Source organism: Streptomyces sp. SAI-135 (assembly GCF_029893805.1).
GTDB lineage: Bacteria > Actinomycetota > Actinomycetes > Streptomycetales > Streptomycetaceae > Streptomyces.
Genome location: NZ_JARXYP010000002.1, coordinates 1,015,682 through 1,036,922 on the forward strand (window position 1 = coordinate 1,015,682; position 21,241 = coordinate 1,036,922).

General features: G+C 72.0%; 20 protein-coding genes and 1 pseudogene. 9 read left to right on the forward strand and 12 right to left on the reverse strand.

Annotated features, from left to right (window positions below):
- Positions 1-200 precede the first annotated feature (200 nt).
- Positions 201-1,097 (forward strand): RNA polymerase sigma factor SigF, encoded by an 897-nt coding sequence (locus M2163_RS08995; RefSeq protein WP_280853330.1) that lies wholly within the window; start codon positions 201-203, stop codon positions 1,095-1,097.
- Between the two features lie 70 nt (positions 1,098-1,167).
- On the opposite strand, the gene M2163_RS09000 is transcribed toward M2163_RS08995, so the two are convergent.
- Both M2163_RS09000 and M2163_RS09005 read right to left on the reverse strand, forming a co-directional pair.
- Positions 1,168-1,626 (reverse strand): ATP-binding protein, encoded by a 459-nt coding sequence (locus M2163_RS09000; RefSeq protein ID WP_280853329.1) that lies wholly within the window; start codon positions 1,624-1,626, stop codon positions 1,168-1,170.
- An 87-nt stretch (positions 1,627-1,713) separates the two neighbouring features.
- Entirely contained in the window at positions 1,714-2,958 is a 1,245-nt protein-coding gene (locus M2163_RS09005; RefSeq protein ID WP_280893669.1) for a DUF6777 domain-containing protein, read from the reverse strand.
- A 168-nt stretch (positions 2,959-3,126) separates the two neighbouring features.
- Between M2163_RS09005 and M2163_RS09010 the strand changes: the two genes are divergently transcribed.
- A complete protein-coding gene (locus M2163_RS09010) occupies positions 3,127-4,404 on the forward strand; it encodes a streptophobe family protein (RefSeq protein WP_280893670.1) in 1,278 nt (425 codons plus the stop codon).
- A gap of 52 nt (positions 4,405-4,456) precedes the next feature.
- Here M2163_RS09010 and M2163_RS09015 read toward each other — a convergent pair whose 3' ends face one another.
- The 4 genes and pseudogenes from M2163_RS09015 to M2163_RS09030 all read right to left on the reverse strand — a co-directional run bounded on the left by M2163_RS09015 (position 4,457) and on the right by M2163_RS09030 (position 8,825).
- The gene (locus M2163_RS09015; RefSeq protein ID WP_280853326.1) at positions 4,457-5,434 is read right to left on the reverse strand and encodes a serine/threonine-protein kinase; all 978 of its coding nucleotides are present in this window, start codon (positions 5,432-5,434) and stop codon (positions 4,457-4,459) included.
- Positions 5,424-5,969 carry a hypothetical protein gene (locus M2163_RS09020; RefSeq protein WP_280853325.1) on the reverse strand — a complete coding sequence of 182 codons (546 nt, stop codon included), beginning with the start codon at positions 5,967-5,969 and terminating at the stop codon, positions 5,424-5,426. Before M2163_RS09020 ends, M2163_RS09015 begins: the two co-directional genes overlap by 11 nt.
- A gap of 7 nt (positions 5,970-5,976) precedes the next feature.
- Positions 5,977-8,311, reverse strand: a pseudogene (locus M2163_RS09025) (FHA domain-containing protein).
- Between the two features lie 103 nt (positions 8,312-8,414).
- Positions 8,415-8,825: a hypothetical protein gene (locus tag M2163_RS09030; protein WP_280853323.1), complete on the reverse strand. Its 411-nt coding sequence runs from the start codon at positions 8,823-8,825 to the stop codon at positions 8,415-8,417.
- A 329-nt stretch (positions 8,826-9,154) separates the two neighbouring features.
- On the opposite strand from M2163_RS09030, the gene M2163_RS09035 reads away from it, so the two are divergent.
- Together M2163_RS09035 and M2163_RS09040 are read left to right on the forward strand one after the other, a co-directional pair.
- Positions 9,155-9,538 carry a nuclear transport factor 2 family protein gene (locus tag M2163_RS09035; protein WP_280893671.1) on the forward strand — a complete coding sequence of 128 codons (384 nt, stop codon included), beginning with the start codon at positions 9,155-9,157 and terminating at the stop codon, positions 9,536-9,538.
- Positions 9,539-9,610: 72 nt separating this feature from the next.
- Positions 9,611-9,895 carry a DUF1905 domain-containing protein gene (locus M2163_RS09040; protein ID WP_280853321.1) on the forward strand — a complete coding sequence of 95 codons (285 nt, stop codon included), beginning with the start codon at positions 9,611-9,613 and terminating at the stop codon, positions 9,893-9,895.
- An 81-nt stretch (positions 9,896-9,976) separates the two neighbouring features.
- On the opposite strand, the gene mgrA is transcribed toward M2163_RS09040, so the two are convergent.
- Positions 9,977-10,972, reverse strand: coding sequence for an L-glyceraldehyde 3-phosphate reductase (mgrA, locus tag M2163_RS09045; protein ID WP_280893672.1), 996 nt, complete (start codon positions 10,970-10,972; stop codon positions 9,977-9,979).
- Between the two features lie 125 nt (positions 10,973-11,097).
- Between mgrA and M2163_RS09050 the strand changes: the two genes are divergently transcribed.
- The 3 genes from M2163_RS09050 to M2163_RS09060 all read left to right on the forward strand — a co-directional run bounded on the left by M2163_RS09050 (position 11,098) and on the right by M2163_RS09060 (position 14,215).
- Positions 11,098-11,976: a LysR substrate-binding domain-containing protein gene (locus M2163_RS09050; protein ID WP_280853319.1), complete on the forward strand. Its 879-nt coding sequence runs from the start codon at positions 11,098-11,100 to the stop codon at positions 11,974-11,976.
- A gap of 126 nt (positions 11,977-12,102) precedes the next feature.
- Positions 12,103-13,626 carry a carotenoid oxygenase family protein gene (locus M2163_RS09055; RefSeq protein WP_280893673.1) on the forward strand — a complete coding sequence of 508 codons (1,524 nt, stop codon included), beginning with the start codon at positions 12,103-12,105 and terminating at the stop codon, positions 13,624-13,626.
- 79 nt (positions 13,627-13,705) lie between these two features.
- On the forward strand, positions 13,706-14,215 hold the full coding sequence (locus M2163_RS09060) for a DinB family protein (RefSeq protein ID WP_280893674.1): 510 nt from the start codon (positions 13,706-13,708) through the stop codon (positions 14,213-14,215).
- On the opposite strand, the gene M2163_RS09065 is transcribed toward M2163_RS09060, so the two are convergent.
- A complete protein-coding gene (locus M2163_RS09065; RefSeq protein ID WP_280893675.1) occupies positions 14,203-15,276 on the reverse strand; it encodes an adenosine deaminase in 1,074 nt (357 codons plus the stop codon). The genes M2163_RS09060 and M2163_RS09065 overlap by 13 nt on opposite strands.
- A 41-nt stretch (positions 15,277-15,317) precedes the next feature.
- Positions 15,318-15,710, reverse strand: coding sequence for a VOC family protein (locus M2163_RS09070; protein ID WP_280893676.1), 393 nt, complete (start codon positions 15,708-15,710; stop codon positions 15,318-15,320).
- Positions 15,711-15,889: 179 nt separating this feature from the next.
- On the opposite strand from M2163_RS09070, the gene M2163_RS09075 reads away from it, so the two are divergent.
- Together M2163_RS09075 and M2163_RS09080 are read left to right on the forward strand one after the other, a co-directional pair.
- Positions 15,890-16,600: a dienelactone hydrolase family protein gene (locus M2163_RS09075; protein WP_280893677.1), complete on the forward strand. Its 711-nt coding sequence runs from the start codon at positions 15,890-15,892 to the stop codon at positions 16,598-16,600.
- Between the two features lie 729 nt (positions 16,601-17,329).
- Positions 17,330-17,785 carry a pyridoxamine 5'-phosphate oxidase family protein gene (locus M2163_RS09080; protein ID WP_280893678.1) on the forward strand — a complete coding sequence of 152 codons (456 nt, stop codon included), beginning with the start codon at positions 17,330-17,332 and terminating at the stop codon, positions 17,783-17,785.
- Positions 17,786-17,789: 4 nt separating this feature from the next.
- Here M2163_RS09080 and M2163_RS09085 read toward each other — a convergent pair whose 3' ends face one another.
- The 3 genes from M2163_RS09085 to M2163_RS09095 form a co-directional block, all read right to left on the reverse strand.
- Positions 17,790-18,695: an aldo/keto reductase gene (locus M2163_RS09085; RefSeq protein WP_280893679.1), complete on the reverse strand. Its 906-nt coding sequence runs from the start codon at positions 18,693-18,695 to the stop codon at positions 17,790-17,792.
- Between the two features lie 51 nt (positions 18,696-18,746).
- Positions 18,747-20,525: a sugar phosphate isomerase/epimerase and 4-hydroxyphenylpyruvate domain-containing protein gene (locus M2163_RS09090; protein ID WP_280893680.1), complete on the reverse strand. Its 1,779-nt coding sequence runs from the start codon at positions 20,523-20,525 to the stop codon at positions 18,747-18,749.
- 64 nt (positions 20,526-20,589) lie between these two features.
- On the reverse strand, positions 20,590-20,931 hold the full coding sequence (locus M2163_RS09095; protein ID WP_280893681.1) for an alcohol dehydrogenase catalytic domain-containing protein: 342 nt from the start codon (positions 20,929-20,931) through the stop codon (positions 20,590-20,592).
- Between the last annotated feature and the right edge of the window lie 310 nt (positions 20,932-21,241).

Below are 21,241 nucleotides of genomic sequence, written 5' to 3' on the forward strand. Positions count from 1 at the left end.
CACTGGTCCACTTGCCGGGCATGCCTCGTCACTCTTCGGGTACGCGCAGGGCGAGGGAGCTGCGGGCGGTGGATTCAGCCGGTGGTCCGGGGAGGCATATGTTGTCACCATCCGGGTACACGGCAGGCCACACCTGCAGGACCCGAGACAACCCAGGCCGAAGAGGCAGACGTCGAGCCGTGACTTTCGTGGGAGAGGTAATGCATACCGCCGTCACCGCCGTGAACCGTTCGGAGGCACACGTCGCCGAGCACGCCAGCGGGACCAGGACGGGTGGGACACCCCTGCCGGGAGTCGAGGAACCGCGGTCCGTCGCCCCGCGGGACGCACGGGAGCTGTCCCGCCAGTTCTTCCAGCGTCTGACCGAGCTCGAGGAGGGCACGCACGAGTACCAGTACGCGCGCAACACCCTCATTGAGATGAACATGTCGCTCGTGCGCTTCGCGGCCGGAAGGTTCCGCGGCCGCGGCGACGACATGGAGGACATCGTCCAGACCGGCATGATCGGCCTGATCAAGGCCATCGACCGGTTCGAGGTGTCCCGTGAGGTCGAGTTCACCTCGTTCGCGCTGCCCTACATCGTCGGCGAGATCAAGCGCTTCTTCCGGGACACCACCTGGGCGGTGCACGTCCCGCGGCGCCTTCAGGAGCTGCGCGTCGAGCTGGCCAAGGCCCGTGAGGAACTGGGCAGCCGGCTGGACCGCGACCCGACGGTGGCCGAACTCGCCACCCTGATGAACATCTCCGAGAACGAGGTGATCGAGGCCCAGATCGCCTCGAACGGCTACAACTCCTCGTCCCTGGACGCCGCCCTGACCGGCGACGGCCCCGAGGGCGGCGAAGCGGTGCTCGCCGACTTCATCGGCGTGGAGGAGGACGGGCTGCGCCTGGTCGAGGACTTCCAGTCGCTCGCCCCGCTGATGGCCGAGCTCAGCGACCGCGATCGGCAGATCATCCACATGCGGTTCGTGGAGGAGGCCACCCAGTCGGAGATCGGTGAGCGGCTCGGCTGCTCGCAGATGCACGTGTCCCGGCTGATCAAGCGGATCATCACGCGGCTGCGCGAGGGCATGCTGGGCGAGCTCGGCTGCGCCTGACACACACGGACAGTGAACGACCCGGGTGCCGTCCTGGTGGACGGCACCCGCTGCACGTTCACACGCTCGCTCAGTCCTTGGCGCCGAACGCCAGCACGGCCCTGACCCGCTTGCCCACCGGTACGCGTTCCGCCGCGACCTCGCGCGCCAGGACGTGCACGATCTCCAGGCCGTGGCGGCCGACCCGCTCGGGATCCCGCGGGAACCTGCGGGGCAGGGTGGCGCTGCTGTCGTAGACGGTGACGGCGACCGTGCTGTCGGTGCCCTCCAGCTCGAGGATGTACGGTCCGTTGCTGTGCCGGTCGGCGTTGGTGACGAGTTCGCTGACCACGAGGAGCACCTCCTCCTCGGCACGGTCACCGATCGCGGCACACCACTCGGTGCGGAGCCTGCCGAGGAAGCCCGCGGCGAACGACCGCGCCTCGGCGATGCTGCCCGGCTCCCCGGTGTAGTGCGCCGCCTCCCGCAGGGGTTCCACGGGCACGTCGAAACCAGTCGGTATCACTGCCCCGTCCAGGTGATCGATCATGCGTTTCTCTCTCGGAAGCCGGACTGGCCGGACGCTGCTGCACCAGTCCTCGTACCCCGAGTCGGCCTCCCCAGTCCAGGAGACGCGTCACACCGTCCAGGACACCGCCGCGCCGGCCACGGGCGCGGACAGGCTGCTCGTCGGCGTGGTGTCGGAGGCGAGGGGCGGCTGCGGTGTCGAGGAATCGGGTGTGACGGACTCACCTGGGGATTCACTGCCGGGCGGCTGCGACGAGGGCGAACTCGGGGGCGGCGAGGACGGGTTGACCAGAGCGGGCGGACAGGCGCCCGGCGATCCGGAGGGGGGCTTGGTGGGTGCTCCGGTGGACGTGGAGACACAGGGCGACGGGGACGTCGGCGTGCTCGGCGTCGCCGGCGGTGACACGCTCACCGGCGGGGAGGGCCTGGCCGGCGGGTGGGTCTTGTGGTCCTTTCCCCCGGTGTCGCCGCGGTGCCGGGCGATCCAGTCACGGCTGTCGGGGTCGTAGATCACGAAGATGTTGATGACCGTCGTCGAGGGCGCGACCACGACCACGTTCGAGGGGCGGTACGACGCCCAGGTGTCGCCGGTGCGCTTCGCAGTGGACTGCTGGGCGACGGGCGGGGTCAGCGGGTTGCCGCAGGCGCAGCGCGTGCGGGGCACCCCGCGGTCGTCGACGAGCACGGCGGTGCCGGCCTGGAGGACGGCCTGGTAGCTGGTGGCGGCGCCGTCACGGTAGCCGTGGTTGGTGACGCGGGTGTCCATGCGCAGCTGGACGGGTGTGAGCGAGCGCAGGAAGGCGGGGACCCCGGACGGCCGGACGCCGGCGACCGAGGCGAACACCTTGTTCTTCGCGGGGTCCGCCCGCAGGTACTCGACCTGCTTCTCGACGTCGCAGCTGGAGACGTTGCGGGTGCCGCCGTAGAGGCCGGGCGCGGCGCCGTCCACGCCGCGCACGGCGTTGGCGGGCTCGGAGGAGCCGGTCGGGGACGCGGAGACCGGCGGCACCGAGCTGTCCTTGGCGGTCGACTCGGTGAAGGGTTCGGGGCCCGTCTTGCCGGCGGCCTGGAGGAAGATCTCGCCGTCACCGCCGGCCTGGGTGGAGCCGCCGTCGGAGCGGGTGAAAACGACCGCGAGGACCACGGCGGCGACGACCAGGGTGGCGATCACCGCGACCCGGGGAGCCGACCTCCACCACGGGCGGCGGGGCTCGGGCGCGGGCGCTCCCCCGCTGCTGCCCGGGGGCTGGGACGGCGGCTGCGAGGGCGGCCCCGTGGGCGGCTGCGAGGGGCCCGACAGCGGGCCGGAGGGCGGCCCGGTGGGGCGGCCCGACGAGGGCGGTTCGACGCTCACGAGCTCTTCTTCCCGACGCGGGACCCCTGCGGCGCGATCCGATTGCCCCGATTAGCCGCATTCTTCCGCGACACACCCATTGTCTGCTCGGGCCCGGTACCGCCCGCAAGCGGACGCGGACGGACCTCCCGGCAGGCGGCCCGTCCGCGCGCTGCTTAGCGTGGCAGGGTGAACCGGCAAACCCCCCTCGACCAGGCGGTCGTCGCTCGCCACAGCTGGGTTCAGGCCCTGGCCACGGTCCTGCTGACGCTGATCGCCATGGGGGTGGTGGCCGCGCTGGGACTGTGGGCGGCGGGGGCGGCCGATCTTCCGGACAACGCGTTCCCCCGGGTGGTGGCCGCGACCGTCGTCACGGCCGTCGGCGGCACGATCAAGCTGTCGGGAGACGCGGGTGGCCTCGCCGAGAGCAAGGCCGGACTCACCGTGATCCCTCTCTCCGTCACCCTGACCGGAGCCCTGGCGCTCGGCGGGGGCTTCCTCGGGCCGCTGCGGCACCGGGCCGTCGCCGGCGGCCGGGAGCTCGCCGGACGGGCCGCCCGGATCGCCGTTCTGTGGCTGCTCGGACTGCTCGCCCTGGCGTACGCGGCCCGCCAGACGTTCGAGCTTCCCCTCGGTGACGACACGCTGAACGACCTGGGCGATCTCTTCGGCGTCTCCCCCAAGGCCGGCTTCACCACGGACGTGCCGCAGACCGTGCTGTTCGGCCTGCTGTGGATGGCCGGTGTCCTGGTGCTGGCCCTGCTGGTCCCACGCCGCGCTCCGCTGCCCGGACGGCTGCTGCGCCTGCAGGAGTCGGTGCGACCCGCGGCACACGCCATGGTCGTGTTCCTTCTCGCCCACGTGGTGCTCGGCGTCCTCGTCGCCCTGGTCGTCGCCGCCACCCGCGGTCACGCGCAACAGACTCTCGCGGTGATCCTGCTGGGCCTGCCGAACCTGGTGTGGCTCGCCCTGACCATCGGTCTCGGCGCCACCTGGAACGGCCGGGTGGAGGGCCCGTTCGGACTGCCCATGCCGCATCTCCTGGACGAGGTCCTGCGCTCCTCGGACACGGCCACGCTGAACCTCTCCACCCTGGCCGAGCACGACGGCCGGGTCTGGTGGCTGGTGGTCGTGGAGGCGGTCCTGCTGCTCTCGGTGGCGTTCCTGATGGCGGCCCGCTCCCCCGCCCGCGTGCGCGCCTGGCAGCACGCCGTGCACCTGGGGGTCGCCCTCGCCCTGACGGTCCTCATGATCTGCCTCATGGGCCGGATCTCCGCCCACTACGGTCTGTCAATCCTCGGCATCGGAGACCTCGGCGGCGGCCTGGGCGGTCGGCTCTTCCTCGACCCGCAGCTGTGGCCAGCGGTGGGCCTCGGTGCGCTGTGGGGCCTGGTCGCGGGGTTCCTCGGCGCGCTGGCGGCGCGGCCGGTGCGGCGCACGGGGGAGATCGGACCTGACGGCGGCTGACGGCACCTGACGGAAGCCGGGCGCGCGGACGCCGTCGTACGACGTGGGCCGCCTACCGTCCCCGGATCACCGGCTGGGCCCAGTGCGGCGGTGGCTTGGGCCGGGTTTCCGGCGGTTCCACGGTCCGCACGGCGACCTCCGTCGGCGGGTGGCCGCCCGTCACCGCCGACCGCAGGGCCGCGACGAAGTCGAGGCAGGAGTCGTGGCGGTCGTCGGGTGTCTTGGCGAGGGCCTTGGCGAACACGGCGTCGAGCGGTGCGGGCAGGCCGGGGCGCGAGGCGGAGAGCGCGGGCGGGGCGTCGTACTGGTGGGCCCAGAGCAGGGCCATGTCGTCGTCGCGGCGGAAGGGCGGGTGTCCGGTGAGCGACTCGTAGACCACGCAGGCGAAGCCGTAGACGTCGCAGCGGCCGTCGACCGGGCGGCCGGAGATCTGCTCGGGGGCCACGTAGTCCAGGGTCCCGACGAACTGGCCGACCGTCGTGAACCCGGTCAGGGAAAGGGACTTCTTCGTGAGGCCGAAGTCGGTGAGGTAGACGTGCTCGGGATGGTCGCGGTCGGTGCCACGGGAGACCAGGATGTTGCCGGGTTTCACGTCCCGGTGGACCAGGCCGTGCTCGTGGGCCGCGTCCAGCGCGGAGGCCACCTGGGCGGCGATCCGCAGCGCGGTCGGGAGCGGCAGCGGCCCCTGGCGGTCCAGGAGATGGCGCAGATCGCTGCCGGCCACGTACCGCATGGCGATGTACAGCACGCCGTCCGTCTCGCCCGCCTCGAAGACGGGGACGATGTGCGGGTGGTCGATCGCGGCGGCCACCCGGGACTCGTGGCTGAAGCGCTTGCGGAAGGTGTCGTTGCGGGCGAGCTCCGGGGCCAGCAGCTTCAGCGCCACCGTGCGGTCCAGGCGCAGGTCACGGGCTCGGTAGACGACGGCCATGCCGCCCCGCCCGATCTCCTGCTCGATGCGGTAGCTCGCGACCTGTCGGCCGACCAGTTCGGAGGGGCTGCCGGAGAAGAGGCTGGTCTCACGGGCCATCGGGGGTCACCACCTGGGTGGGGGCGTGACCGGGGCCGTCGGCGGCCGCGCGGGGCGCCTCGTCGGTGGCGTACGTGCTGAGCCGGGTGCCGTCCGCGTAGACCCAGCGTCCGTGCTGGGCGTCGTACAGCCACATGTGCTCCCCGTCGACGACGACCCCGATCCGCAGTCCCCGGGTGCGGCCGCGGAAGGTCTCCCCGTCGAGGCCGCCGCGGGCCAGCTCCTCGACGGCGGCCCGGTAGCGGGCGAGGGTCTCGTCGGCACGGGACAGCAGGGGGCGCGGGTCCGCGGCGCGGGTGAGGGGGCTGTCGGGGGCGGGCGGGTCCTGGGGTACGGCGACCAGGTGGCGGCCGTCGACCCAGGCCGACCAGCCGTTGGCGCACAGGACGTGTGCCCAGTCGCCGCGCCGCTCGGCGAGCTGGACGGGCAGGAGCGGGTCGAGGGGCACGGTGGGGCGGGCGGGGTCGGGTGCCTCCCAGGCGGGCATGCCGTACCCGGGGACGACATGGGTGGGCCGGAAGCCGGGGGTCGTCATCGGCGGCCTACTTCCGCATGACCGCGGGTTCGTGGCGGCGCAGCAGCCGGGAGACGAGGAATCCGAAGAACACCGAGAGGACGACGAGCATGCCGATGTTCAGCAGCCACACGCCCGCCGAGTGCTCGAAGAGCGGATCGCCGGTGAGGTCGCCGGGCACCATCCGGGCGAGACCGATGGTGCCGGCCATCGCGCCGAGCGCCCATCGGGAGGGCACCAGCCAGGACAGCTGTTCCAGACCGGGGACGCCGTCGAGCTTCAGCAGGGCCCCGCAGAAGACGACCTGGACGATGGCGAGCAGCACGAGCAGCGGCATCGTCACCTCCTCCTTGCGCACCAGCGCGGACACGAGCAGGCCGAGCATCATCGCCGTGAAGGCCAGCAGGGCGACCGCGAGGGTGATCTCGGCAAGGGGCGGCATCACCACGCCTTCGCCGCCGGGCGCGTTGAGGTCGACGCCCAGGAGGGCGACCAGGGTCAGGACCACCGCCTGCACGACGGTGATTGTGCCCAGCACGACGACCTTGGACATCAGGTACGCCGATCTGGACAGGCCCACGGCCCGTTCCCGCTGGTAGATGACCCGCTCCTTCACCAGCTCGCGCACGGCGTTCGCGGCGCCGGTGAGCACACCGCCGACGCACAGGATGAGCAGCGCGTTCATCGCGGTGTCCCGGGTGAGCTCGCTGCCCGCGAGGGCCCGGGCCATGGCGCCCATGACGAAGGGCAGCGCGACCATGATGACGAGGAAGGTGCGGTCGGCGGCGAGGGCGGCGCCGTAGCGGCGGATCAGGGTGCCGAGCTGGGCGCCGCGGCTGCGGGGCCTGGGCGGGGGCGCGATGATGACCGGCTCGGAGCGGGGCGTGCGGGGCTGTGCGGTGGCCTCGTCGACGTACTGGTGCTGGAAGGCCGAGGAGCGGAAGTCGCCCGCCCAGTCGCGGTCCTGGTCGCGTTCGAAGGCTTCGAAGGCCTCGGGCCACTGGGTGAAGCCGAAGTAGGCGAGGGCGTCCTCGGGCGGGCCGTAGTAGGCGATCCGGCCGCCGGGGGCGAGGACGAGGAGGCGGTCGCAGACGTCGAGGCTCAGGACGCTGTGGGTGACGACGATGATCGTGCGGCCGTCGTCGGCGAGGCCGCGCAGCATGTGCATCACCGAGCGGTCCATGCCGGGGTCGAGACCGGAGGTCGGTTCGTCCAGGAAGAGGAGGGAGGGTTTGGTCAGCAGTTCCAGGGCCACGCTGACCCGCTTGCGCTGGCCGCCGGAGAGGCTGTGCACGGGCTGTCGGGCGCGCTGTTCCAGGCCGAGCTCGCGGATGACCTCGTCGACCCGTTCGCGGCGTTCGGCCTTCGCGGTGTCCTGCGGGAAGCGCAGTTCGGCGGCGTAGGACAGGGCGCTGCGCACGGTCAGCTGGGCGTGCAGGATGTCGTCCTGCGGGACCAGGCCGATGCGCTGGCGCAGTTCGGCGTAGTCGCGGTAGAGGTCGCGGCCGTCGTAGAGGACGGTGCCGTGGTCGGCGGGGCGCTGGCCGGTGAGGGCGTTCAGGAGGGTGGACTTGCCGGCGCCGCTCGGGCCGACGACCGCGAGCAGGCACTTCTCCCCCACCGGGAAGGAGACGTGGTCGAGGAGGGTCCTGCGGCCGTGGTCGACGGCGACCGTGAGGTCCTGGACGTCGAGGGAGACCTCGCCGGTGTCGACGTACTCCTGGAGCGTGTCGCCGACGAGGCAGAACGCGGAGTGGCCGATGCCGACGATGTCGCCGGGGCCGATGGGGGCGCTCGTGACGGGCCGGCCGTTGAGGTAGGTGCCGTTGTGGCTGCCGAGGTCGGTGATCTCGTAGGTGCCGTCCGGGAGGGGCGCGCAGCTCGGCGTGGTGGCGGGAGACGACCAGGTCGTCGACGACGAGGTCGTTGTCGTCGGCGCGGCCGATGCGGACCGTGCGGGTGGGGAGCGGGCGGACCGCCGTGGGGCTGCGGAAGGTGCCGGTGAGACCGGGCATCGAGACCGCCGAGGGGCGCTCGGGGGCGGGCCGGCCCAGCAGGACCGCGCAGGGGCCGTCGGAGGGGCTGCCGAAGTGGATGACGCTGCCGGGGCCGACGTCCCACTCGTGGACGCGGCGGCCGTCGGCATAGGTGCCGTTGGTGCTGTTCTCGTCCTCGAGGGTCCAATGGCCGGCCTCGGGTCGCAGCACCGCGTGGTGCCACGAGACCCGGGCATCGTCGATGACGATGTCGCTCAACGGGTCGCGCCCGACGTGGTAGTCGTGGCCCGGGCTCATCACCGTGGAGCCGGTGTCGGTCTCCAGGACGAGCTCGGGCGCCGTCGGTGCGACCGACCGCTCCGCCATGCCTGAATTCTACCGATTCACCCCTTCGGCCGCCCGGTGGCGGTGATCTGGTCGCCCGGCGGCGGTGATCGGGTGCGACGGGGGCGGGATGCGCCGGGGCGACTCAGGCGACAGGGGTGAACAGCGCCGAGGCCATCCGGTGCATTCTCAGGGCGTCCACGGACTCGGCGAGCAGTTCGTACTCCGTGGTGTCGTCGCTCGCGGCGATCCTGACCAGCCGCCCGGCCGCCAACTCGTCGGCGACCAGCTCCTGTTGGTACAGGTCGGTGCACCAGGCCCGCATCACGGCGGGTACGTCGAGCACACCGTCGGCGACGGGGGCGAGGGCGCCCGCCGGGAGGTACTCGGCCTCGGGCTGGGGATCCAGTCGGTCGGCGATCCAGGAGGCCCGGTCGCGTAACCACCACAGGGCGAGGGCGAGGGTGGGCGCGCGATAGGTTCCGAGGGGTACGCCGATGCGCCGTCCGTCGCAGATGCCGTACCCCGTGACATGGCACAGGAATTCGTCGTGCACGATCCACTCCCCCGCTTGCTCCCTCGACTGCCGGCAGGGCCTCGCTTTCCGTGCGTCTCATGTGCGCTGTGCGGTTCTTGCTGCTCTATGTGACGGGCTCTTCGCTCGATGTGAAGGACCTGTCAGTCGAGTATGTTCACTACTGAAACACTGTCACCACATCTTTTTGGCCAGTCTCCTGGCATATTCACCCACCCTCCTGGCCGAAATCTGACGGGTCCTCGTTCAAACGTCATGACCCCGGAAGTAATCGACGGTCACGGGCGCCGCGGGCAGGGTTGTCCCACCAGGTCCCACCAGCACGGACGACCTCGATGGAGGGAATTGCCATGACCGAGAACACCGACCGTTACGAGAGTGCCGTCGCCCGCTACTTCGAAGCCTGGAACGCGCGTGAGCCGGAGGCACGTGCCAAGGCCGTGGCGGCCGCCTGGACCGCGGACGGCGGCTACACCGACCCCCTCGCCGACGTGGTGGGCCACGACGGGATCGCCGCGGTGATCGCGGCTGTCCACGAGCAGTTCCCGGGATTCGTCTTCCGGATCACCGGCGCCGTCGACGGTCATCACGACACGGCGCGGTTCTCCTGGGAGCTCGTCAGCGAGGGCGACGGTTCGGCGCCCGTCGCCGGATCCGATGTGGTCACGCTCGCCGGGGACGACCGGATCCGAAGCGTGCACGGGTTTCTGGACCGGGTGCCGGCCGGGGCGTGAGGGACGGCCGCGATGATTTCTCACCCCGTCGGCAGTCTTCCCCTGAGGAAGCCGTCGGCGAGGGAGGACATCATGGCCACGACCGGAAAGGTGGACGCGGAATTCACCGCCGTCCTGAGCAGGAACCCGGGGAACGGCGGGTGGACCTGTGTCCGCTGGCCCGCCTCCGTGGAGTTCTTCGGCACCCGGGGTCTCGTCAAGGTCCGCGGGACGATCGACGGGCACCCCTTCCGGAGCTCCTTCATGGCCCTCGGGGACGGCACGCACATGCTGCCCGTGAAGGCCGAGGTGCGGAAGGCGATCGGCAAGGACGCCGGCGACACGGTGACCGTGCGCATCGAGGAGCGGACCGGCTGATCGCGGCGGAACACGCACCGGGCACCGGCGTGACGCCGGTGCCCGGTGCGTGCGACTCCTCGGCCGTGCCGGCCGCGCGGGTCAGCGATTGACGATCGCGTCGATCCTCGCCAGCTCCTCCGCGTCGAAGTCCAGGTTGGCGACGGTGCCCACGCTGTCCTCGATCTGCTTCGGGCTGCTCGCGCCGACCAGGGCCGAGGTCACGCGGCCGCCGCGCAGGACCCAGGCCAGGGCCAGCTGGGCGAGGGTCTGGCCGCGGCCCTTGGCGAGGTCGTCGAGCTCGCGGAGCTGCTGGACCAGGTCCTCGGTGAGGGCGTCCGAGCTCAGGAAGGGGCTGTCGCTCGCCGCGCGGGAGTCCTCGGGGATGCCGTCGAGGTAGCGGCCGGTGAGCAGGCCCTGCTCCAGCGGGGAGAAGACGATGGAGCCGACCTGGAGCTCGTCCAGCGCGTCCAGCAGGCCCCCGTCCTCGGGACGCCGGTCCAGCATCGAGTAGCGCGGCTGGTGGATGAGGAGCGGGGTGCCCAGCTCGCCGAGGATCCGGGCGGCCTCGCGGGTCTGCTCCGCCGAGTAGTTGGAGATGCCGACGTACAGGGCCTTGCCCTGCTGGACCGCGCTGTGCAGGGCCCCCATGGTCTCTTCCAGGGGGGTGTCCGGGTCGGGGCGGTGCGAGTAGAAGATGTCGACGTAGTCGAGGCCCATCCGGGTCAGGCTCTGGTCCAGCGAGGACAGCAGGTACTTGCGGGAACCCCACTCGCCGTAAGGGCCGGGCCACATCAGATAGCCGGCCTTGGTGGAGATGATCAGCTCGTCGCGGTAGCCCGCGAGGTCGGCCCTGAGTGCCTCGCCGAACGCGGACTCTGCGGCGCCGGGCGGCGGACCGTAGTTGTTGGCGAGGTCGAAGTGGGTGACGCCGAGGTCGAAGGCGCGGCGCAGGATGGCCCGCTGGGTCTCGACGGTACGGTTCGCCGGGCCGAAGTTGTGCCACAGGCCGAGCGAGATCGCGGGAAGCTTCAGGCCGCTGCGTCCGGTACGCCGGTAGGGCATCTCCGCGTAGCGGTCGGGGTGTGCGGTGTACAACGCGACTCCAGTGGGGTTGGCACGGTGGAACCAGGGGTCATGGACCTCCGCCCCATCTTTGGCGACCTGGGGGCATTGGTCCAACAGAAGAATCCGATGGAATTCAGCGGCTAGGCTTCTCAATCATGGAACTGCGTCATCTCCAGCACTTCGTGGCGGTCGCCGAGGACCAGCATTTCACCCGGGCCGCCGAGCGGCTCCTGGTGTCCCAGTCCGGGCTGTCCGCGTCCATCCGGGCGCTGGAGCGGGAGCTGCAGACCCCGTTGTTCGTGCGGACCACCCGCCGGGTGACCCTCACCCCGGCCGGGCGGGCCCTGCTCGGCGAGGCCGAGCGGATCCTCGCACAGGTGCGTTCCGCCCACGAGGCGGTGGCCGCCGTGCAGGGGGTGCTGCGCGGGATGCTCGCGCTGGGCTCCGAGCAGTGCATCGCCGGGGTGCATGTGGCGGGGCTGCTGGCCGCGTTCCGGCGACAGCATCCCGACGTGGAGATCTGCCTGCGGCAGGCCGGTTCGGGCGCGCTCGCCGACGAGGTCGCCGCCGGCCGTCTGGACCTGGCGTTCGCCGTACGGGGCACGCGGGAGGAGAGCGACCAGCTGCGGGCCGTACCACTGACCGGCGAGCCGATGACCGTCCTGTGCCACCCCAGCCACCCGCTCGCGGCGGCCGGCGCGGCCGTGACCCCGGAGGACCTGGGCGGCGAGGTCTTCGTCGACTTCCACCCGGACTGGGGACCGCGCCGCACCACCGACGCCGTCTTCGCCGGGGCGGGTGTGCGCCGGACGGTGGCGCTGGAGGTCAACGACGTGCACAGCCTCCTCGACCTGGTGGACGAGAACCTCGGCGTGGCGGTCGTACCGCAGCACTTCCGGCACAAGCGGCCGTCGCTGACGGCCCTGCCCGTCAAGGGCACCGGGGAGACCGTGTACGAGACCGTCGCCCTGCTGCCGCCCCCGCAGGCCACCAGTCCGGCGGCGCGGGCCCTGATGGCCCTGCTGGACGCTTGAGCCGCCGCGGGGAACAGGGGGCCCGGCACCACCCCCAGGACGGGGTCCACCACTCCTGACGCGAGCCGTCGCACGCCACAGACTCGTGACCGTCACCGAAGACAACTGCGGTCAGGAGCAGGGCAGATGACGGATTCCACACGATCTACGTCCCCCACGCGACGGCACGTGCTGCGCGGCGCGGCGGCGCTCGCCGCCGCGGGCGGCCTGGCGGGCACGGGAGTGGGGGCGGGTTCCGCCGCCGCGGCCCAACGCCCCGCGCCGGCACGCCACTTCCCCTTCCTGGAGGGCGCCTTCAAGCCGGTCACCGAGGAGTTGACCGCCTTCGACCTGCCGGTCACCGGGCGCGTCCCCCGCGAGCTGAACGGCCGCTACCTGCGCACCGGCCCCAATGTGCTGGGCCTTGAGGACCCGCGCGCCCATCACTGGATGCTCGGCGACGGCATGGTGCACGGCGTGCGGCTGCGCGAGGGCCGTGCCGAGTGGTACCGCAACCGCTGGGTGCGCTCCTCCCAGGTGGCGAGGAAACTCGGCGAGCCCTACCCCGGTCCGGTGCCGCCGGACGACTTCCCCTGCAACACCCATGTGATCGGCCACCGGGGGCGGATCCTGGCGCTCCAGGAGAGCGGACCGCTGCCCTACGAGCTCGACGGCGAGCTGAACACCGTGGGCACCTACGACTTCCGGGGCACCCTGGAGGGCGCGTTCACCGCGCACACCAAGTTCGACGTGCACGCCGGTGAACTGCACGCCCTCGCCTACTACCCGACCTGGGACCACGTCCGGCACCTGGTCGTGGACCCGGCGGGACGTGTCTCGCGCAGCACGCGGATCCCGGTGGCGGACGCGCCGATGATCCACGACTTCGCGCTCACCGAGCGGTACGTGATCGTCCTCGACATGCCGGTCACCTTCGACCCGGCGGGCGCCGAGCGCGGCGACGTCGTGCCCTACGTCTGGAACGACCGCCATCCGGCACGGGTCGGTGTCCTCCCACGTGCGGGGGGCGCGGTCCGCTGGTTCGAGGTCGACCCGGTGTACTACTCGCACACCCTCAACGCCTACGAGGAGGGCGACAGCCTGGTCGTCGACATGACCAACTTCGACGCGCCCTTCCTGGTGGCGGGCAACGGCTCCGGAGGCCCGTACGGGGCGGGCACCCCCCGCCTGGACCGCTGGACGGTCGACCTGCGGCAGGGGCGGGTGCGGACCCGGACCCTCGACGACCGCCCCCAGGAGTTCCCGCGGGTCCACGAGGCGCTGGTGTCCCGCCGGCACCGCTACGGGTACGCGGCGGAATCCGCGGAGATGGCGGTGGCCTATCAGGCGGTCGACGGCGATCCGCCGCCCGACCGGGCGTTCAGCAACGCGCTCATCAAGCACGACCTGCTGCGCGGCACCTCGCAGGTGCACCGGCTGCCCCGGGGCGCGGCGGCGAGCGAGGCCGTGTTCGTACCGTCGGACCCGTGCGACGGCCGGGCCGCCGAGGACGACGGGTACGCGATCGCCTACGTCCACAATCCCGAGCGCGGGGCCTCGGACCTGCTGATCCTCTCGGCGCAGGACTTCACGGGCGAGCCGGTGGCCCGGATCCATCTGCCGGGCCGGGTGCCCCTGGGCTTCCACGGGAGCTGGATTCCCGACGCGTGACGTCGGGGCCGGTTCCGACGCGTGACGTCGGGGCGGCATTCGTGCGCGCGACGCGGCGCGATGCGCGATGGTGGATGTCATGCATGCAAAGGACATCCTCATCGACGGTTTCGGCCGCATCCAGGAAGAAGTCCACGCCGTCGTCGAGGGCCTCGGCCCCGACGACCTCAACCACCGTCCCGGACCCGACGCCAACTCCGTGGCCTGGCTCGTCTGGCATCTCACCCGCGTCCAGGACGACCACGTGGCCGGCGCCCTCGGCCTCGACCAGGTGTGGCTGACGCAGGACTGGGAGAAGCGGTTCGGCCTCGACCTGAAGCCGCGTGACATCGGCTACGGCCACAGCTCCGCGCAGGTCGCCAAGGTGCGGGTCGACTCCGCGGACCTGCTGACCGGCTACTACGACGCGGTGCACGCCCAGAGCCTCGAAGCCCTGCGCGGGCTGACCTCCGAGGACCTGGACCGTGTGGTGGACGAGAACTGGGACCCGCCGGTGACCCTCGGGGTACGGCTGGTCAGCGTCCTGTCCGACGATCTCCAGCACGTCGGACAGGCCGCCTATCTGCGGGGGCTGCTTCAGAGCGCGTAGCCCGGCAGGACGACGTCCTCGATGAGGGCCCTGCGCTCGTCGAACGGGATGAAGGCGCTCTTGAGCGCGTTCACCGTGACCGTGCGCAGGTCCTCGACCGTCCAGCCCGCCTCCTCGACCAGCAGGGACATCTCGCGGGTCATGGTGGTCCCCGAGACCAGCCGGTTGTCGGTGTTGAGGGTGACCCGGAAGCCCAGGTCCTTCAGGGCCGTGATCGGGTGCTCGGCGATCGAGCCGGCCGCGCCGGTCTGGAGGTTGGAGGTCGGGCACATCTCCAGGGCGATACGGCGGTCCCGGACCCAGCCCGCGAGCCGGCCGAGCTTGCCGCCGGCGAGGTCGGGGATGTCCTCGGTGATGCGGACGCCGTGGCCGATGCGCTGGGCGCCGCAGACCTGCACGGCCTGGTGGATGCTGGGCAGGCCATGGGCCTCACCGGCGTGGATGGTGAAGGGCACGCTCTCGCGGCGCAGGTGTTCGAAGACGTCCAGGTGGTCCGCGGCCGGGAAGCCGTCCTCGGCTCCTGCGATGTCGAAGCCGACGACACCGGCGTCCCGGAAGGCGACGGCCAGGTCGGCGGCCTCGCGCACCCGGTCGAACATCCGCATCCCGCACAGCAGGGTGCCGACCCGCACCGGGGTGCCCGCGGCGGCGGCCTTCGCCATACCGGCGGCCAGGCCCTCCTGGACGGTCTCGACGACCTCGGCCATGGTCAGGCCGCCGGAGGTGTTCAGCTCGGGGGCGTAGCGCACCTCGCCGTACACGACCCCGTCGGCCGCCAGGTCGAGGACGTACTCCTCGGCCGTGCGCAGCAGGCCCTCGCGGGTCTGCATGACGGCGAGGGTGTGCTCGAAGGTGGCTATGTAGCGCACCAGGTCGCCGGAGTTGGCGGCCTCGAAGTACCAGGCGGCGAGCTCGTCCGGGTCGGTGGTGGGCAGGGTGTGGCCGACCTCCGCCGCGAGCTCCACCACGGTGGCGGGGCGCAGGCCGCCGTCGAGGTGGTCGTGCAGGACGGCCTTGGGGAGGCGGCGGATCAGATCGGCGTCTACGCGCGTAGCGGTCATGGCGGGGTCTTTCTTCGAACGGCGAGCGGGGTGGCGGAGGATCAGGCGGCGGGCTGGAGCAGGTCCCAGCGGTTCCCGTACACGTCCTGGAAGACGGCGACCGAGCCGTAGGGCTCGTGGCGAGGCTCCTCCAGGAAGGTCACGCCCGCGGCGAGCATGCGGGCGTGGTCGCGGGCGAAGTCGTCGGTGTGCAGGAAGAAGCCGACGCGCCCACCGGTCTGGTTCCCCACCCGCGCCTGCTGGGCCTCGTCCTTGGCGCGGGCGAGCAGCAGGTCGGTGCCGCCTTCGCGCTCGTCCGGCCGTACGACGACCCAGCGGGAGCCGTCGGGTCGGGGAGCGTCCTCGACGAGCCGGAAGCCGAGGGCTTCGGTGTAGAAGCGGATCGCCTCGTCGTAGTCGTCGACGACGAGGGTGACCAGGGCGACGCGTCTCATGCGAACCTCTCGGGACGGGTGGTTGACGGGAGAGGTTATACGTAAAACTACGGGTGCGCCAGTCCGCTTCCCGGGGGCTCCGTCCCGCGGGCCGTGGGGTGCGTGGCAGGCTGGTGATCACCGCCGGGGTCACGGCTCCGGCACCCCCTTTCCACCGGACCGCACAGGAGTCGAGCACCATGGCCGAACTGCCGAAGTCGACCGGAGCACCCGCCCGCCAGAACGTCACGTTCCCGAGCGGCGGCACCACCGCGCACGGCTATCTGGCGTTGCCGCCGTCCGGGAGCGGGCCGGGCGTCATCGTGATCCAGGAGTGGTGGGGACTGACCGACCACATCGCCGACGTCGCCGACCGGCTGGCGGCGGAGGGCTTCGTCGCGCTCGCTCCCGACCTGTACGGCGGCAATGTGGCCCACGAGAGCGCGGAGGCCCTGCGGATGATGCGGGAACTGCCGGTCTCGCGCGGCGTGGAACTGCTGTCCGGCGCGGTCGACCACCTGCTGTCGCTGGACGAGGTCACCTCGGACTCCGTCGGCGCGGTCGGGTTCTGCATGGGCGGCGGATTCGTCCTGTACCTGGCGGCGGCCGACTCCCGGGTGAGGGCCGCGGTGCCGTTCTACGGGGTGATCCAGGGGGAGCTGCCGGACTTCTCGGGCCTGAAGGCGGAGATCCTGGGCCACTACGGCGAGCTCGACGAGAGCATCCCGGCGGACAGCCTCGACGCCCTGCGCGAGACCGTCCGCGAGCAGTCCGGGATCACTCCCGACCTGCGCCTCTACCCGGCGAACCACGCCTTCTTCAACGACGGCCGCCCGGAGGTCCACGACCCCGGGTCCGCCGCCCGCGCGTGGCAGGCCACGGTGCCCTTCCTGCACGAGCGGCTGGGGTAGTCGCAGACTCCGATGTAACCCGGTGACCCAGTCGGCCAGTCCTCCGCGCAGCCCCGACGCCCGCCGGCCAGGGGCCGGCCTCCGGCCACAACCGTCCGCTCCGCTCCGCGGCGCACCGACCGACGGCAAGGTCCGCCCTCCCGGCCCGACCTGTCCCGGACTCACAGGCGCCGGCACCCGCAGGCCCGCCCGCAGGCAGGGGGACGGGCGAGGGCCTGGAGACCTCAGCCGCACAGTCGTCAAGCGAGCCCGGCCCGTCCAGCGGCACGGCGACGGCGGGTGCGTGCCGTCGATCCGTGCGCGGAGGCGACGCCGACCGGTGAGGCCGTACGTGAGGGCAGTCGGCCGGGACCTCAGGGCGTCGAGCCGCGCGCGACCATAACGGTCCGCCGGGTCGGTGCCAGGGGTGCCGGCGACAAGGGGGAGGCGGCCGGCGGAGACGGACGCGGGGCAGGGCGGCGCCCCTCACAGGGGCCCTCGGGCCGCGCGACCGGCTCGGCACCCGGATGAGCCCGAAAGACTGCGCTCACTGTGGGTGAGAACGGACGCGACAGACAGCGGCACCCCCTGGCAGACGCACCGCGCCCCCACCGCCCCCAGCACCGGCTCGGCACACGGGCGAACACGAGAAGACGCCCCCCGGCCGCCGAGTCCCCTCGCAGCCGCTCCCGGTGGTCGTAGGGCTCTGGGCCGAGGCGGTGGAGGGGTGGGGGGCGGTAGCGTCCCGGCATGACGATCATCGGGAGCCGCAGCGCCGAGCAGCGCAAGCGGGACGTACTGGACCGACTGGAGCGGGAGAGGGACATCTGGGTGGCCTCGGCGGACGCCGACGGGCTGCCGTGCCTGGTGGCGCTGTGGTTCGTCTGGGACGGCGGGTCCGTCTGGCTGTCCACGCGGATCACCAATCCCACGGGGCGCAACCTGCGCGACGGCGGCCGTACCCGGCTGGCGTTCGGGGACACCCAGGACGTGGTGCTCATCGACGGGGAGGTGCGCACGTACGGCGGGCAGGACGTGCCGGCCGCGGCGATCGAGGCCTTCAAGGCGAAGACGGGCTGGGATCCGCGCGAGGACAGCTCCTCCTACGCCTTCTTCCAGGTGCTTCCGCGCACCGTGCAGGCCCTCAACGGCGTGCACGAGATGCGCGGACGGCATGTCATGGAGGACGGCGTGTGGGTCGTATGACCGCTCAACCCGATTTCTGACGCAGTGAGTTCAGGATGTCCAGCTCGGCGCCGGTGAGCCTCAGCGCGCCCGCCGCGATGTTCTCGGCGAGGTGGTCGGGATTTCCGGTGCCGGGGATGGCGAGGACGTGCTGGCCCTGGGCGAGGGTCCAGGCGAGCCGGACCTGGGCGGGGGTCGCGCCGTGCGCCTCCGCGACGGCCAGGACCTGCTCGTCGTCGTCGGCGGTGGCGCCCTGGGAGCCGCCCTGGCCCGCGATCGCGAAGAACGGCACGAACGCGATGCCCTGTTCGCCGCAGATCCGCAGGATCTCGTCGGTGCCCGGGTCGCGGGAGTCGAGTCCGAACCGGTTCTGCACGCACACCACCGGCGCGATCGCCTGCGCCTCGGCGAGATGGCGGGGCTCGACGTCCGAGACGCCGAGGTGCCGGATCAGGCCCTCCTCGCGCAGTTCGGCCAGGGCCCCGAAGTGCTCGGCGATCGACTCCTGCCGCATCCGCCGCAGGTTCACGACGTCGAGGTGGTCGCGGCCCAACTGCCGCAGGTTCTCCTCGACATGCCCGCGCAATTGGTCGGGGCGGGCCGCAGTGGCCCACTCCCCGGCGTAGTCGCGGTACGGCCCGACCTTGGTGACGATCACGAGGTCGTCGGGGTACGGGGACAGCGCGCTGTTGATGAGCTCGTTGGCGGAACGCAGCGAGGAGAAGTAGAAGGCCGCCGTGTCGATGTGGTTGACGCCGAGCTCCCTGGCCCGGTGCAGCACGGCGATCGACCGCTTCCTCTCGCTGGGGGTGCCGAGGTGGAAGGCCGCACTGCCGGTCAGCCGCATCGCGCCGAAGCCGACGCGGTTGACCGTGAGATCGCCGAGTGTCCAGTTCCCTGCCGCGTCCGCGGTGATCGTTTCGGAGGTCATCGGCGGATGATGACACACCTGCGGCTCGTCCCCCGCGGCCTTCCCGGACTCCTACCTGCGCTGGGCGGCCAGCCGGATGGGTGCGTTGGCCGCGCCGAACCCGGCGTAGCCGCCCGAGCGCTGCACGAACTCGAAGAAGACATGGCCGACCGTCTCGGTGTAGCAGTGCCGGAACTCGCCGCCCCGCTCGTCGCGGTCGTAGAGGATGCCGAGCTCGCGGTATGTCTCCAACTCCCCCTCGGCGAAGTCGAAACGGGCCTCCAGGTCGTCGTAGTAGTTCGCCGGGACGCGCAGCAGCTCCGCCCCGGCCGCACGGAAGCGGCGGACGGCGGCGACGAGGTCGTCGACGGCGAACGCCACGTGCCGGGCCCGTGTCTCACCGCCCTCCTCCGGTGCGGGCGCGAGGTTGAGGACCAGGCGGGGCCCGCCGGAGGCGGCTGACAGGGCACGGCTGCGGAACAGGCCGTAGGGGTCGGCGAGTTCGACGGTGTCGTGGGGGCTGAGGCCCAGCACCGTGCGGTGGAAGAGCACCGACTCGTCGAAGTGGTGCCAGGGCTGGGTCAGCGCGAGGTGGTCGATGGCGACGGCCTGCGTGGTCGTGTTCTGGGTCGTGGACACGAAGTCGTCGGTCCAGCTGGGGAGTTCGGGGCGGCCGGTCGCGCAGAACAGGACTTCGGTGCCGTCCGGGGCGGCGATCGACTCCAGCGGCACGTCCTGGGCGGCACGGCGCTTGGGCAGGGCCGGGGCGAGCAGGGCCTCCGCCCGCCGCGCGGAGGCGGCCGGGTCCGCCGTCTCCAGGCCCACGGCGGCCAGGGTGGTGTCGGTACGGCGGCCCGCGGTCCCGGTGTTGACCAGGACGCGCGCCTCGCCCTGCTCCCAGAGGTCGACCGGCTTGCCGTGATGGCGGCCGGCGCGGGTGAAGCCGAGGGCCGTGAGGAGTTCGCCGACCGGTTCGGGGTCGCTGGTGGCGAGTTCGGCGAAGGCGACGCCCGACGGGATCACCGGAGCCGGGAGCGGCAGGACTCCGGCGTTCTCCTCCAGAGCGAGCAGGGAGCGCAGCCCGTCCAGCGCCGTGCGGCCCGCGTCCGCCTGGCGGAAGACGTCGTTGAAGACCTCCAGGGACAGGGGGCCGTCGTATCCGGTGTGCAGGACGTGCCGCAGGAGTCCGGCGACGTCGAAGCCGCCCTGCCCCGGGAAGCAGCGGTAGTGGCGGCTCCACTGGAGGACGTCCATGGCCATCAGCGGGGCGTCGGCGAGCTGGAGGAAGAAGATCTTGTCGCCGGGGATGGCCTCGATGCCCTGGGGGTCGGAGCCCCTGGAGAGGATGTGGAAGCTGTCCAGGCAGGTGCCGAGCGCCGGATGGTCCGCGGCCTCGACGATCCGCCAGGCGTGGTCGTACGTGCTCACGTGCCGCCCCCACGCCAGTGCCTCGTAGGCCACCCGGACGCCGGACTCCCGTGCCAGGTCGGCCAGTCGGCTCAGCTGCTCCGCCGCGAGGGCGTCGTCGTCCACGGCCCGCGGGGAGACGCTGGAACAGACGAGGACGGTGTCGGCGCCGAGCCTGCGCATCAGCTCGAACTTGTGCCGCGCGCGCCTGAGGTTGCGGGCGAAGAGCTCCTCCGGGACGGCCTCGATGTCCCGCATGGGCTGGTAGAGGTCGATGCGCAGGCCGAGGTCCGCGGTGCGGGCGGCGATCTCCTCGGGTGCGAGGGGGCTCGCGAGAAGGTCGTTCTCGAAGATCTCGACGCCGTCGAAGCCGGCCCGTGAGGCGGCGGTCAGCTTCTCGGTGAGGGTGCCGCTGAGGCAGACGGTGGCGATGGACTTGCGCATGCTCGCTCCCGAGGTCTCATGCACGCTCGATCCCGAAGTGTCACGCACGCCCGCTCCCGAGGTGTCACTCATGCTCGCTCCCGAGGCGGATCCAGGTCTTGCCGGCCCGTCCGGCGGCTCCGGCGAAGGCCTCCTGCGCCCGGGCGAGCGGGAAGCGGGCCTCGATCACGGCTCCGGGGCGGGCGTCGGGCAGTTCGGTCAGGGCGGCGGTGAAGTCGCCGCCGGGGGCGTTCAGGCCGGCGATGGCCCGGTGGGGGCAGGCGGAGGTCAGGCCCGTGAGGCAGCCGGCGCATGTGAGGCAGGCGTGGTGGGGTTCGATGACGACGTCGCCGGGTCCGCAGACCGGCTCGGGCCAGTCGTCGACCGTCTCCATCCGTTCCGGTGCCGTGAGGACGGCTGCTTTCACTCGAACTCCCACTGACCACTAGATGGTCCAATCGATCCACTGCACGGTCAGCCTAGGCGGCCTCGCCACCCCCGAACAAGGGGCCGTTGGCAGAACGGCCATCCGACGGTGCCGTCGCGTACGAGCCGGGCCATCGCCACGGTGGTTGGGGCAGAGACCCTGGATCCCGGAAGTCCACTATGCGGATCTCTTGGACCGATGAGCGGCACCATAGGGCGACGCTTCTTCGGGCATCAAGGCTCGCGACGGTGAATCTTCGGCGGTGCGGTTTCCTCGGTCCGCAGAGCGGACTACGGTCGGAGGCAGCAGC